Annotated in this window: 13 protein-coding genes; 11 read left to right on the top strand and 2 right to left on the bottom strand. The window is 64.6% G+C overall.

What is annotated here, in order from left to right; translation table 11 throughout:
• The 5 genes from AC1DWT_RS44385 to AC1DWT_RS44365 form a co-directional block, all read left to right on the top strand.
• The coding region (locus tag AC1DWT_RS44385) for an aminotransferase class V-fold PLP-dependent enzyme (RefSeq protein ID WP_477925694.1) at positions 1 to 383 on the top strand (383 nt) is incomplete at its 5' end.
• A gap of 884 nt (positions 384 to 1,267) precedes the next feature.
• The gene (locus AC1DWT_RS44380) at positions 1,268 to 2,383 is read left to right on the top strand and encodes an ABC transporter substrate-binding protein (protein WP_241031256.1); all 1,116 of its coding nucleotides are present in this window, start codon (positions 1,268 to 1,270) and stop codon (positions 2,381 to 2,383) included.
• Positions 2,384 to 2,420: 37 nt separating this feature from the next.
• Positions 2,421 to 3,293 carry an ABC transporter ATP-binding protein gene (locus tag AC1DWT_RS44375; RefSeq protein ID WP_206012498.1) on the top strand — a complete coding sequence of 291 codons (873 nt, stop codon included), beginning with the start codon at positions 2,421 to 2,423 and terminating at the stop codon, positions 3,291 to 3,293.
• Positions 3,274 to 4,128 carry an ABC transporter permease gene (locus AC1DWT_RS44370; RefSeq protein ID WP_241031255.1) on the top strand — a complete coding sequence of 285 codons (855 nt, stop codon included), beginning with the start codon at positions 3,274 to 3,276 and terminating at the stop codon, positions 4,126 to 4,128. Before AC1DWT_RS44375 ends, AC1DWT_RS44370 begins: the two co-directional genes overlap by 20 nt.
• A 141-nt stretch (positions 4,129 to 4,269) precedes the next feature.
• Positions 4,270 to 5,235 (top strand): MetQ/NlpA family ABC transporter substrate-binding protein, encoded by a 966-nt coding sequence (locus tag AC1DWT_RS44365; protein WP_206012497.1) that lies wholly within the window; start codon positions 4,270 to 4,272, stop codon positions 5,233 to 5,235.
• A 36-nt stretch (positions 5,236 to 5,271) separates the two neighbouring features.
• Here the strand turns inward: AC1DWT_RS44365 and AC1DWT_RS44360 are convergent, their stop codons facing one another.
• Complete coding sequence (locus tag AC1DWT_RS44360) at positions 5,272 to 6,945, bottom strand: copper resistance CopC/CopD family protein (protein ID WP_206012496.1); 1,674 nt, start codon at positions 6,943 to 6,945, stop codon at positions 5,272 to 5,274.
• Positions 6,932 to 7,678 (bottom strand): YcnI family copper-binding membrane protein, encoded by a 747-nt coding sequence (locus AC1DWT_RS44355; RefSeq protein ID WP_072941249.1) that lies wholly within the window; start codon positions 7,676 to 7,678, stop codon positions 6,932 to 6,934. The genes AC1DWT_RS44360 and AC1DWT_RS44355 overlap by 14 nt, the downstream gene beginning before the upstream one ends.
• Before the next feature lie 417 nt (positions 7,679 to 8,095).
• On the opposite strand from AC1DWT_RS44355, the gene AC1DWT_RS44350 reads away from it, so the two are divergent.
• The 6 genes from AC1DWT_RS44350 to AC1DWT_RS44325 all read left to right on the top strand — a co-directional run bounded on the left by AC1DWT_RS44350 (position 8,096) and on the right by AC1DWT_RS44325 (position 13,148).
• Complete coding sequence (locus AC1DWT_RS44350) at positions 8,096 to 8,296, top strand: hypothetical protein (RefSeq protein WP_477925689.1); 201 nt, start codon at positions 8,096 to 8,098, stop codon at positions 8,294 to 8,296.
• 86 nt (positions 8,297 to 8,382) lie between these two features.
• Complete coding sequence (locus AC1DWT_RS44345; RefSeq protein WP_477925687.1) at positions 8,383 to 9,300, top strand: TauD/TfdA dioxygenase family protein; 918 nt, start codon at positions 8,383 to 8,385, stop codon at positions 9,298 to 9,300.
• 263 nt (positions 9,301 to 9,563) lie between these two features.
• Positions 9,564 to 10,202, top strand: coding sequence for an ABC transporter permease (locus tag AC1DWT_RS44340; RefSeq protein ID WP_095864030.1), 639 nt, complete (start codon positions 9,564 to 9,566; stop codon positions 10,200 to 10,202).
• On the top strand, positions 10,199 to 11,431 hold the full coding sequence (locus AC1DWT_RS44335; RefSeq protein WP_477925685.1) for an ATP-binding cassette domain-containing protein: 1,233 nt from the start codon (positions 10,199 to 10,201) through the stop codon (positions 11,429 to 11,431). Before AC1DWT_RS44340 ends, AC1DWT_RS44335 begins: the two co-directional genes overlap by 4 nt.
• Positions 11,428 to 12,165 (top strand): ABC transporter permease, encoded by a 738-nt coding sequence (locus AC1DWT_RS44330; RefSeq protein ID WP_179377686.1) that lies wholly within the window; start codon positions 11,428 to 11,430, stop codon positions 12,163 to 12,165. The genes AC1DWT_RS44335 and AC1DWT_RS44330 overlap by 4 nt, the downstream gene beginning before the upstream one ends.
• Positions 12,162 to 13,148, top strand: coding sequence for a glycine betaine ABC transporter substrate-binding protein (locus AC1DWT_RS44325; RefSeq protein ID WP_206012494.1), 987 nt, complete (start codon positions 12,162 to 12,164; stop codon positions 13,146 to 13,148). Before AC1DWT_RS44330 ends, AC1DWT_RS44325 begins: the two co-directional genes overlap by 4 nt.
• Positions 13,149 to 13,371: the final 223 nt, after the last annotated feature.

Raw genomic sequence — 13,371 nt, 5'->3', positions numbered from 1 at the left:
GAGTGGGGTTGGGTGCTGCCATCGAGTACGTGGAGCGGATCGGGATCGAGAACGTCAACCGTTACGAGCATGTCCTGCTCGAATACGCCACCGCAGAACTGAAGAACGTTCCGGGGTTGCGGCTGATCGGTACCGCGGCGGAAAAGGCGAGCGTGATCTCGTTCGTGCTCGCCGGGTACGAGCCGCTCGAGGTGGGTAAGGCGCTCAACTCGAAGGGCATCGCGGTGCGCGCGGGACATCACTGCGCGCAACCGATCATGCGGAGATTCGGTGTCGAGGGCACGGTGCGGCCGTCGTTGTCGTTCTACAACACCTGCGAGGAGGTGGACCGGATGGTCGCCGTCCTCCACCAACTGGCCGCCGATGCCGGTCGCCGCTCCTGACGGGCAACCCGGCCCCAGGTTCGCTGCCTGGATCACGACTTCGGTGCTTGTCGCGGTGCTGGTCGCGACCGCGTTTTCGACCGTGGTTGCCGGTGTCATCCTGCGCCATGCAGACTCGCGTTAGTCGGTCCAGGTCTGCGGTTGACCCAGATGTGGATACCGCAACTCGCCGAGTCAGCGAACGTACTGCTCGAATTGGGCCGTACGGACGATCGGGGCGAGGCCACGAACCTGGAGGTACTGGGCGCGATCTCGTTGAGAACGGCGCGCCAGTGCGAGTCGGGCAGCGGAGTGGACACCGCGGTCTCGAGCTCCCCGGCCCCGCGCTCCTCGTCTACCGCGCCGAGCCACACGATGTCGGGCAAACCCCAGCCCATCCCCGCACCGCCGATAAGTTCGCCCGCCGCCAACTGCCTTGGTGTGGTCGTGGCTTGATAGTCGGGGCGGAGCAGCCCGCACCGGCGGCCGGCCGAGCCTTCGGCTACACAGTCTCAGGGCACGCCCGCAGGGATGAGGGCGACATTCAGATGCAGTGAATCATGAGCTGATCAACTTATTGCACTGGGAAAGGATGATTCACAATTCCCATCTACAAGATTATTGCTCCATCGTTAATAAATTCTTCATATTCCGTCACCTCTTGCCCGGTCAAGCAAGTCCATATCCATTGAACCACTTAGTTTTACGCGGTCTCATGCTGCTTCGGGTCATGGGAGCTTGGCTCATGGTGAATCTATCCGTAGGAAAAGCCTGTGCCCGAGCTTTATCTTCTAAATCGAATTATTCCTCGGGAGTGACCGGCCAACCGGGAACCGACGACCACATCCACCGCGAGAGAGAGGAAATGCCGTGAGTGGCAGAACCACGCACCGGGAGGCGCGAGCATGAGCGTCTTCGGCAACATGCGCCTGACGAAGAAGTTGTCCACCTGGTCGGCGCTGTTGGTTGCAGCGCCGCTGGTGCTGGCCGGGTGCGGCAGTGGTAGCGATGACGACGGGGCGGTGACGTTCCGCTTCGCCAACTCGCCCACCGCCCTGTCGCTGGTCAGGATCGCTGACGAATTGGGGTATTGGGACAACGCCGGGGTCCGTCCGGAGTACGTCGGGCCTGCCACGGCTGTGCCCGCGGTGCAGTTGCTCGATCAGGGCGCGATCGACATCGCGACGGGCATGTTCAACAACGACATCGACGGGAAGGTGAAGGGCTTCAAGTTCACGGCCATCGCCTCGAGCATGCTCGACCTGCCCGACATGCCTCACATGGCCTACTTCACCAAGGCGGGCTCGGACATCACCAAGGAGAACCTGAAGGCCATCGAGGGCAAGACGATTGGTCTTTCCGGGTCCAACAGTTGCACAGACCTGGTGATCAAGCGATACCTGCAGAACAACGGTGTGGATCTGAACAAGGTCAACTTCCTCGAGCTCAAGAACGAGCTCATTGCACCAGCGATCGAAAGAGGCGAGGTCGACCTCGGGGTCTTCCACCCGCCGCTGGTCGGTGTGCTGCAGAGCCAGCCGGACAAGTTCACCCAGGCCTTCACGTCTTTCGAAGACTGGGGCCCGCTGGGTGGCCAGGCACCGTATGTCGCGAGCAACGCGTGGCTGCAGAAGTACCCGGACGCGGCGCGTGCGTTCGTGGGCGTGATCGCGAAGACGGCCAACTGGGCCAACGCCCACCCGAAGGAGTCCGCGGAGATCGCCGGCAAGACCACGGGATATCCGGTGGAGCAGACCACCAACTGGCACTACGCACCCAACGCTCTGCTCGACAAGGCGAGCCTGCAGCTGTGGTGGGATCTCGTGGAAGAGGTGGGTGAGCCGCTGCCGGGCTCGGAGAATCTGAAGCCCGAAGATGTTGCGACCAACGCCTTCAACCCCTACGCGAAGTCCGCAGACCTTCTGGAATCCCAGGAAGACAACACTGAGATCGTGACCGACGAGCAGAACGACGGGATCTTCAAGACGCACCTTGTCGACATCGAGGGCCTCGAAAAGTGATCCGGCGCCATCCGCACCCGACAGGAAGTCACACGACATGACTCAACAAGTGCTAGCTGAACGATTCGAGCAGGACGCGGGGCCGATCGCGCCCCCTGCCCAAGGTACGGACTGGAAGATAGAGGCGAAGCGCGTCGCCAAGATCTATCCGAAACCGGGATCGACGTCGACCAAGGACGCCACCGCAGTCCTCGACGGATTCGACCTGCAGATCAAGAGCGGCGAGTTTCTCTCCCTCCTCGGGCCGAGTGGTTGCGGTAAGTCGACGTTTCTGAACATTCTCGCGGGCTTGGAGACTCACAACGGCGGAGCTGTTCTCGTCGACGGTAAACGAGTCGAAGGCGTCAACAAGAACGTCGGCGTCGTCTTCCAGGGTTACGCTCTGTTCCCCTGGCTGACGGCGCAGAAGAACGTCGAGGTCGGCCTCAAGATCCGCGGCGTCCCCAAGGCGGAACGCAGGGCGAGGGCAGCGAAGGTGCTGAAGACGGTGGGCCTGGAAGCCGCCGCCAACCGGCTTCCTCACCAGCTCTCCGGTGGTATGCGTCAGCGGGTCGCGATCGCGCGCGTTCTCGCTTACGAACCCGACATCCTGGTGTTCGACGAGCCGTTCGCCGCCCTGGATGCGCAGACGCGTGAGTTCCTGCAGGGCGAGTTGCTGCGTATCTGGGAATCCGGTGACACGAAGAAGACGATCCTCTTCGTCACCCACTCGATCGACGAGGCCATCTTCCTGTCGGATCGGATCGCGGTCATGACCCGGGCACCCGGCAAGGTGAAGACGTTGTTCGACGTCGAGCTTCCGCGGCCCCGGGACAGCGACTCCCGCAACTCGGAGGAGTTCGCGCACATCCGGTCGCGCGTCGCACGCGTCCTCGGGGAGGAGGTGCACATTGGCAACGACGATCACTGAGCCGGCACGCGGCGAGGAACACCTGCTGGACGAGGATCTCACTCCGCCCAAGGCGCCCAACCCGTGGCTCGTGAAATACGACCGATTGATCTACGGAATCATCGGGCTGTCAGCCTTTTTGGTGCTCTGGTGGTGGATCGTTGATTCCGAGTACGTCAGTGCACTATATCTGTCGAAGCCACAGGATGTGGCCACGGCGTTCGTCGACGGACTTACGGACGGCACGTTGCGCTCCGAGATCTGGCCGAGTGTCGAGCGTGCGTTGACCGGATTCGCCATTGCGCTCGTGGCGGGCATCACCCTCGGCATCGTCGTCGGATCGTTCCCGATCTTCCAGAAGCTCGCTGAACCACTCCTGCTGTTCTTCCGGAATCTTTCGCTGCTCGCGCTTTTGCCGGTCTTCGTCGTGTTCCTCGGAATCGGCGAGGAGTCCAAGGTGGCCATTGTCGTGTGGGCCTGCTTCTGGCCGATCTTCATCAACGCGGTCGGAGCGGTCGGGGGTGTGGAGCGCATCCTGCTGAATGCGGCCCGGACACTCGGAGCCGGGCGGGTGTACATTTTCAGCCGCGTGGTTCTTCCGGCGGCGATCCCGGCGATCTTCCCGGGGATCCGTCTGGCTGCTGCGAACGCGTTCACGGCTCTCGTCGCCGCCGAGCTCGTCGGTGGTGCGCAGGGTTTGGGTATCTATATCAACAACGCCGCGTTGCGTTATCAGACCCCGCAAATGTATGCCGGCATCCTGACCCTCGGTCTCATCGGAATCCTCGTCAACGGCGTGCTCACCGGTGCCGAATGGCGACTGACCGCATGGCAGCGAGGACTGACGAACAAGTGACGAACACGCGAGTCCGTACCGACGTCCGCAACGGTCGGTAGATCGTCGTCAGCTTTCCGTGCACCCAGGAACCCGGCGCCCGAGTTCCTGGGTGCCGGTCGTTCCGTGTCGAAAACCTCTGAGAGTGGAGTGAGTGGTCAGATGCAACGCGCAAGTCACCACAGCCGTGTCAACGCAACTGTGGTTCTCAACCGGCGCAGCGTCCTCGCGACCGTCGCCTTCACGCTCGCGGCCGTTACAGGGTTGGTTGGTTGCGGGTCGGACACACAGGTCGATTACGAGACCGCCGGGGGTTCCGGGGACTCGCTCGTCGTCTACGTCGGCGCCGGTGACGACCGCGAGATCTTGGAGTACGCGGTCGAGAATCTCCTGCCGGCCTCGGCGAAAATCGAACTCGTCGACGCGTCGGAAGATTCCAACGGGAAGGTGGCCGCCGGGGACGGCGACCTTTCCTTCTATCAGCACATCCCCGCGTTCGAAGCCGATCTCGGCACGCATTCGTACGACAATCTGAGCATTGTGTCGAAGGTGAATGTCGTTCCATACGGCCTGTACTCGTCGAAATGGAAGGACGTGAAAGACACCGAGAGCTGGGTGAACGTGGGCCTGGTGGCGGACGAGGTGACCGGGCAGAGTCTTCCCCATGGCTCGCAGGTCGTGCTCCCCGCGACTTCGACCGGTTTCGCGCGTGGACTCTATCTGCTGCAGAGCGCGGGGCTGGTGAAGCTGGATCGCCCGTTCGGGGGTACCTCGGCGGTGGATCTCACGATTACCCAGGCGAACGTGCTGGACTCGCTCCGGCACCTGACACTCCTGGGACTCGGCTACGACGACTACCTCCAGTCGCTGTACGAAAATTACGACGCAGTGGTCCTCAATCCGGATGACGCGGCATCCATCGGTCTGACGCCGGCGGAAGACGCGCTCGCGATCGAACCGGGCCCGGGGAATCCCTATGCGCATGTGCTCGTCGCGCCGTCGAGGTTGGCGGGTGACCAGCGAGTGCTCGAACTGGCACGTGCGCTGGAAAGCCCAGAACTGGCCCAGTTCCTGGAAGCGAAATTCCGGGGCGCGAACATTCCGGTGGCCGCGGCGGAGAGCGAGTGACGCACGGTCGGGGGCCGGTCGACAGTGCCGGATTCTCTAGAGGGCCTCGTAATCGAAGGACGCCAGCTTGGGTCCGTGGGTGCCCTCGAACCGAACCGTGACCTTCCACTCCCCGGCGGTCGGCACGATCACCCCGTCACTGATCCAGGTGAGTCCGTCGCCGTCGGGTCCGGTTCTGGTGAGTTCGACCGGCATCCGTGCGACATTGGCGACGGCCGAGGAGAGTTCGACGTCCACGTCGGGCAGCGCTGCGCCCGCGGCGAACCCAGCATCCGGGGTCCGGAACCGGACGGTCAATGTTTGGGGGCCGCGGCGGACGGAGTCGATCTCGACGTCCAGGATCTCCGACGCACCGAAGTTCAGCTCGGTGTGCACACTCGTGGTGTAGCTGTACTTGGCGGGTGTGAGAGACGACAGCAACGACGTCGCAGCGAGGACCGCGACCGCGAGAGCGGCCTCGACGATCACGGTGCGCGAGCGCCGCGGGTTCTCACCGCGGTCACCGGCCGGGTCGGTCGTTCCGTGGCGGTACCGACGGTATGTCAGGTAGCCGGCGACCACGACGAGCCCGACCAGTACGACCTTGACGGTCAGCGCCAGTCCGTACGAGGTGCGAAACAGCGCCTCGATGGGACGGACCTGCAGGATCGCGAGGGTCAGACCTGTGGCGGACACGAGCACCACATGGCCTGCGGCCACCCGATGCCATCGTTCGAGCTGCGCGGCACCGTCGACTACCAGAGCCAGGATGCACACTCCGCCGAGCCACACAGCGGCGGCGTATACGTGCGCAGCGGTGCCGATGAACGCCAGCGGCCATCTTTCGGTGGACCCCCCGTGACCGCCGAGCGTGATCGCGACAACCGCCGACGCGGCCTGGAGGTACCCGAGTACGTCGGCGGTCCGGTTAGTCCCGGGCGGATACGCGAAGCAGGCGAGGTTCAGCACCACCGCCACGACGATCGCGACACCCAGCTGAGCACCCAGGACGGTTGCGACAGCCGACGCCGACGCGTCGACCAGCCCGCCCGACTGCCCCGCAACCTGCACGATGAATCGACCGAGCAGCCCGACGGTCAATATCGCCGTTCCCACCCGGTAGACCGTGCGAAAACGGCGGTCGCCCAGGGCGGTGGGCCAGACCCAGCGGCCGGCGATCATGAGGCCCGAGGACAGGACGACACCGAGGTACACCGCCGACTTGCTCGGGTAGCGGAGGTACTGCTCGGCTCCGGTTGTTGTCACACCGGCGTCGAGGGCGTGTCCGAACTGGGTGACCGAGCCCACCGTGAATCTGCTCGACAGCGACACCACGTGGGTGTCTGCGGAGATCACCCGTGCCGTAGCGAGATACGCCCCGTCGGGAATCTTTCCGTCGACCACGAACACGATCCGGCGGCCACCTTCCTCGACCCGGTCGGTCGCGACCGAGTGGCGGGCACCGGTGCTGTCGATCAGCTGCGCCGACCCCTCGACCAGCGTGACCGGCTCACTCAACTCGAAGGCCAGTACCTCCGGCGACACGTCGACGTGCGATCCGTCGCCCGGAGTGGTCGAGACGATGGTGGCGTGGGCCGACGCGGGTGGCGCCAACCATGCTGCCGTCGCAAAGAGCGTGAGTAGCCAGGAGAACGCAACAGCTCGCGTCATCGTGACCGCGAATCGGCGGTTGTCGTTCTGCACGAGCACCGGCGGGCTAGGTTCGGACATGACCCCGACGCACGAGAGCGATCACCGCGATTGTCGCCCCCAGCGAGAGCACCAGGGCGACCACAGCGATCGTGCGCCACAGCCACGCTGTCGAATCGCTGTCGGACGCGGCCACATGGGACGAACCGTCGGCCGGTGCCGAATCTGGTGTGCCGCTGTGCCCGTCGCCGTGCGCGCCACCGGAGGCGAGCGTGACGACGGGAGCCGGGTGTTCGGGTTCGATGCCTGCGTTGACGGCAACCTCGTTCCAGGACACCACCGATCCGTCGCTGTAGATCTGCTCAGTGGGTAGCGGAACCGAGTCGACGTCCTCGGGCCACGGCCCCGCCGACAGGGTGAACACCCCGAATTCCGCTGCCTTCAATCCGTTCGCGGGATCCGTCGCCTGCCATCTGACTCGTGACACCCGTTCCCCGTCGCCCGACTGCTCACGTTCGACCGTCGCCGTCCATCCCGGAATCGGCAGCGTCCGAGCCGAGGTCAAGTCGACGCCCTCGGGGACCGTGAGGGACAGACCGATTGTCGACGCGTCGTCCGACTCGGTGGGAACGATGAGGCGCACCAGGCCGTATCCGCCCTTCGACAGCTGCTCCGCGCTGTCGACGTGGACATGCGCCGCGGCAGGTGCGGCGAAGCCGAGCAGTGCCACGCCTCCGAGCGCCGTCACGGCTGCGACGCGGCGCGCAATCGCACTCCACCGGCGACCGACGTTGACATTTTCATTGTTCGACATACTGAATCGACTCCATTGACCGCGCGAGTTGGTTGCATATGACTGGTGTGTTTCGGGTGGGGACTGCCGGCGAGACGCCGGACCGTCCGCGCGAACAGACACCGGAAACCGCTGAATACCAACGATGCTAATGCTCCTCGCAGATGCGGCGGAGGGTTCGGATCGGCGTGATGGTTACTCGGGTTCGTGCCCACGGCAGGGACTGCGGAGGGCGGATTCGGCGACTGGTCGGCGCGTGCGATAGCTCTGAATCCGTTGGGAGCGAAGAAGTGTCGCGCCTACATCTCGACTGCACACCCGGAGTCGAACACGAGAGTCGAATCCGGGCGGCGGCCCGGAGCGCCTGTGTGGGACAACTCAGCGCGGGGCAGGGTGTGCCATGCTGAGAACGAAGTCTGACGAAGTCACGGGGGTGACATGACTGTTCACATTTTGGTGCGGTCCTCAGGGAAGCGTGGATGGATGCTGCGGTGTGATCTGTGTGAGCACCGCTTCGACGCCGCCGTCGCCGGTCGTCGGGAGGCGGTCGCCTTCGCACGCACCAACGGGTGGATCGTCGGTGAGGCGACGTGGTGCCCGATGTGCGCGGCCACCCACACGATCYGCCGGACCGCCTGAACCTCAGTCCCGTCGCCCTTTGCCCCGAACGCAGTGGACGGTGTCGCCCGATGCCGCTGCCGAAAGTCCCCACAGAAGGAGTTCACATGACGCAGGCCGCAACTCGACTCGCTGTGATCCCGCAGTCCGGATACACCGGCGCCGAGGTTCGCGGCGTCGATCTGACCCGCGAGCTGACCGGCGACGAAATCCAGGCGATCCGCGACGCACTGCTGAAGTGGAAGGTCGTGTTCTTCCGAGAACAGTTCCTCGACCACGACCAGCACCTACGTTTCGCGTCGTACTTCGGGAAGCCGACTCCGGCACACCCACTCGTCGACTCGATTCCCGACCCGAACCATCCGACGATCTATCCGATCTTCCGCGATCGCTTCACATCGCGGGTCGCGTCCAGCGGTGGTTACGACAAGGTGCGATGGCACGCGGACGTCACCGCTGCGGTCAACCCACCCTTCGCGTCGATTCTGCGCGCGGAGGTGCTGCCCCCGTACGGCGGCGACACCCAGTGGTCCAACGGCGTCGCCGCGTATGACGGTCTGTCGGCGCCGATCCAGCGACTCGCCGACGAACTGCGTGCGGTGCACCGATTCGCGCCCGACGCCGGTTCGACGCCCACCGAGGACTACCTCCGCCGTGTCGAGCGGCGCCCGCTGGTCAGCGAACACCCGGTGGTGCGGGTGCACCCCGAGACGGGGGAGAAGGCCCTCTACGTCAACCCGGGCTTCACTCAGCAGATCGCCGGTGTGTCGGCCCACGAGAGTCGTCGCCTTCTCGGCCTGTTCTACGAAGAGCTGGCTCGCCCCGAGTACACGGTGYGGTTCAAGTGGGAGCCGGGGTCGATCGCGTTCTGGGACAACCGTTCGTCGGTCCATCTCGCGCCGAACGACCTCGTCACCGACGACGACCGTCGACTGTTCCGCATCACCCTCGAAGGTGACGTGCCCGCCGGACCGGACGGCCGCAAGTCCGAGGCACTCGAGGGTGACCCCTTCGAGGCACAGTAATTCGGCCGCGGAATCACGCCTCGAGGTGTTCGGCTCGAGCTGTTTTCAACTGTTTCGAAAACGGTTGATTTCTGCGTCGATCGGTGTCGCCGCAGTTGGCGGACACGCCGATCCCCTTTCCTGCGGATCGGTCTGCGATCGGCGAGACTGGGTACTCGGTCGTCGTCGGTATCCGGGCGGTATCGTCGCCGTCCGGCACGGGCGGAGTACTGGAGTCGATGTGCCCCCGAAACACGGTGGCCGCAAGGGGGAATCTCGTGAACATGTGGAACTACCTGCAGGGAAGGGGAGAGTTCCTCGGGTTCCTGACGTATCAGCACGCATCGCTCGCGTTCCAAACTGTGCTGGTCGGCACCATCGTCGCCGTGCTCATCGCCATCGCGGTGCACCGCCTGCCGCTCTTCTCGGCCTTGACACTCACCACCAGCAGGGTCGCGTTGACGATCCCGTCCCTCGCATTGCTCGCCCTGCTGATCGTGCCGTTCGGGCTGGGAGTCGTGCCGTCGTTCATCATGCTGGCGTTCTTCGCGGCAATGCCTGTCATCGGCAACGCGATCGTCGGCCTGCGCTCGGTTCCCGATTCGGTCATCGAATCCGCACGCGGGATCGGGCTCTCCCGTCGACGCATCCTGTTCTCGGTGTCGTTGCCCATGGCCTGGCCGGTCATCCTCACCGGGATTCGGGTGTCGACTCAGATGGTCGTCGGTGTCGCCGCGATCGTCGCGTACGTCCTCGGGCCGGGACTCGGCTCGCTGATCTTCAACGGCCTGTCCCGATTGGGAGGGACGAACTCCGTGGAGATGGCACTGACCGGAACCGTGCTCATCGTCGTCATCGCCCTGGTGTTCGACGGCCTGCTCGTCCTCCTCGGGCGGCTCACCATCGCGAAGGGATTGTCATGACCGACGAGAAGACCGGGAGCGCCGCCGATACGGTGGCCGGCGAGCGCACGGTCACCGGTGCCTCCATTCGGCTCGACGGAGTGGTGAAGCAGTATCGTGGCCAGACGAAGCCGGCCGTGCAGAAACTCGATCTCGATATCGAGGCCGGTCACATCGTCGCATTCGTCGGTCCGTCCGGGTGCGGCAAGACGACCACACTGAAAATGATCAATCGCCTCATCGAACCGACCGAGGGACGCATCTTCATCGGCGACCGCGACGTCACCGGCGAGGATCCGGACAAGCTCAGGCAGTCGATCGGCTATGTCATCCAGTCGGGTGGCCTGTTCCCACACTGGTCCGTGGCCAAGAACATCGGCGCCATTCCGCGGGTGCTGGGGTGGAATGCGCAACGCATCGCCGAACGCACCGAGTATCTGCTCGATCTCGTCGGACTCGATGCCGCCACCTTCGAGGACCGGCTCCCCAAGGACATGTCGGGCGGGCAGCAGCAGCGGGTCGGGGTGGCACGTGCACTCGCCGCGGACCCGCCGGTTCTCCTGATGGACGAGCCGTTCGGGGCGGTCGATCCTATCACTCGAGTTCGCTTGCAGGACAAACTGATCGCAATCCAGCACGAACTCGGGAAGACGATCGTGATCGTGACACACGATTTCGAGGAGGCCACGAAACTCGGAGACAAGGTCCTGATCCTCTCCGAGGGCGGCCACATCGAGCAGTACGCGACGCCCGAGGAGATTCTGGCGAAGCCGGCCACCCCCTTCGTCGAGGAGTTCGTCGGGTCGGGTGCGACGCTTGCCCACCTGACTCTGTCGCGGGTGAAGGATGTCGAGCACGATCCGGTGGTGACCGCGAGAATCGGCGAGCCGTCTGACGAGGTCATCGGTCGTGCTCGAGCACAGGGCGTGACGTGGATCGTCGTCGTCGACGGCGACGGCCGGGCCCAAGCGTGGCCGTCGCTCGACGAAGTGGCCACCAAGGATCGGGTGTCCGACTACGTCGACCCGCGTCTCCCGGTGGYGGCGCCGTCGTCCACGCTCAACGATGCGCTCGACTCCATGCTGGCCGCGAGCCAGGGCGGCGTCCTCGTCACCGACAGCAGAGGTGCGGTGACCGGGGCACTCACCATCGCGACGGTGATGGCGGTCATCCGCGGACAGCTGTCCGACGCGCGGGCCGGCGACGGGCACGTCACGTACACCGCGCACACCGAGGGCACGACCCCGTGAACCGGCTTCGTCGCTTGCCGATGGATGTGTGGTTCGAACCCCTTCTCATCGTCGTCTTCGGTACCGGGTACATCCTGTGGTATCGGTCCACCACGCTGACGCCGACCGAGGAGGCGTCACTGGGCTGGAGCAACCTCCGGACGACGATCCTCGACCACATCACGTTGACCCTGACCGCCACGGTCATCGTCGTCCTGATCGCCATTCCCCTGGGAATCGTGCTCACCCGCGAGAAGGCCAGACCGGTCAAGCCGGTAGTGGTCAATTTCGCGAACGTCGGCCAAGCGGCGCCCGCCGTGGGTCTGATCGTTCTGCTCACCATGTGGCTGGGCACCGGATTCCGCACCGCAGTGGTCGGGCTCGTGGTCTACGCGATCCTGCCCATCCTGCAGAACACGATCGTCGGTATCGACCAGGTCGATCGACGAACCATCGAGGCCGCGCGAGGCATCGGCTTCTCGGGTCTGCGCACGCTGGTGCAGGTGGAGTTGCCGCTCGCCGTTCCCGTGATCCTGAACGGCGTCCGGACCGCACTCGTGATCCTCGTCGGCACGGCAACCCTCAGCACATTCATCGGCGCCACAAGCCTGGGCACGCTCATCACGACGGGAGTCACACTGTTCCTGCCGAAACTGCTCATCTCCGGGGCCATCCTGGTCGGACTACTGGCGTTGATCATCGATTGGCTCGGACGGTTGGTCGAGCTCGTCGCAACCCCGCGAGGAGTGGCATGAACCGGCTGCGTCTTCGACTTGCTGCGACCGCGATCGCGGTCACGCTGTCCGCGAGCGTGGCCTCCGGTTGTGGACTGGTCAGCTCTTCGGGCACGTTCCACGACGCGACCCTGCCCGGCGGCGATCGCCCACTGGCGGATTCCTCCCTCGTCGTGACGTCCAAGAGCTTCACCGAGGGGGTGCTTCTCGGGAAGATCACCGCGACCTACCTGGCGGCGGCGGGCGCCAAGGTCACCGACCTCACGGGCGCGCCGGGATCCGCGTCCTCACGGCAAGCACAACTCAACGGTGACGCCGACATCCTGTGGGAGTACACCGGCACGGGGTGGGTGAACTACCACGGTGAGACGGAGACGATCTCGGACCCCGGGGAACTGTGGCAGCGCGTACACGACGTCGAGCAGCGCGACCACGACCTCGAATGGCTGCCGCCGGCCAACTTCAACGACACGTACGCCTTCGCCGCATCGGCACCGACCGCCGAACGGCTGGGCGTCACATCGCTCTCGGACGTCGCGCGTTTGCCGGAATCCGAACGGACATTCTGCGTCGACGACGAATTCTTCAGTCGTGCGGACGGGTTCGTTCCGATGCTCGAAACCTACGGCATCCCCCTCAACGCGCCCGGCGGTGTTCCGTCGAGCAACGTCACCCGGATGGATGCCGGTGTGGTGTACACGTCCACGGCGCAGAGCGCACCCTGCAACTTCGGAATGGTCTACACCACCGACGGTCGCGTGAAGAACCTGAACCTCGCAGTCCTCGACGACGACCGCAAGTTCTTCCTGCCCTACAGCGGCACCGCGGTGGTCCGGGACGAGATCATCAATCGATATCCGGCGATCGCCGACCTGCTGGGTGTGGTCTCCGAGCGGCTGACCGACGACTTGATGCAGGAACTGAACGGCCGAGTCGACATCGACGGCGAGGATCCCGCAGATGTCGCGTACGACTGGCTGAAGAGCGAGTCGCTCGTAGAGTAATCAGGGTGCCCACACCACACACCTAGGGTGTGTTCTCGCGCACGGCGTTCCAAGGGACTGTAGTGGCACCGGCTTGTCCGGCGCCCCTGTACAGACGGACCGAGCGTCCCGCCGTGAGCCCAGCGGCGCAAACACCCTGATTGGTGATTTGATGGAACACGCCGCACCAGCGACCTACCGTGAGCACCGAACGGATCCCTTCCCGCTGTCTGCGGCACAACAC

It is taken from the genome of Rhodococcus sp. P4_B6, assembly GCF_056402215.1.
Note: the sequence above shows the minus strand (reverse complement) of the source record. Positions and strands in the feature narration are given on the sequence as shown.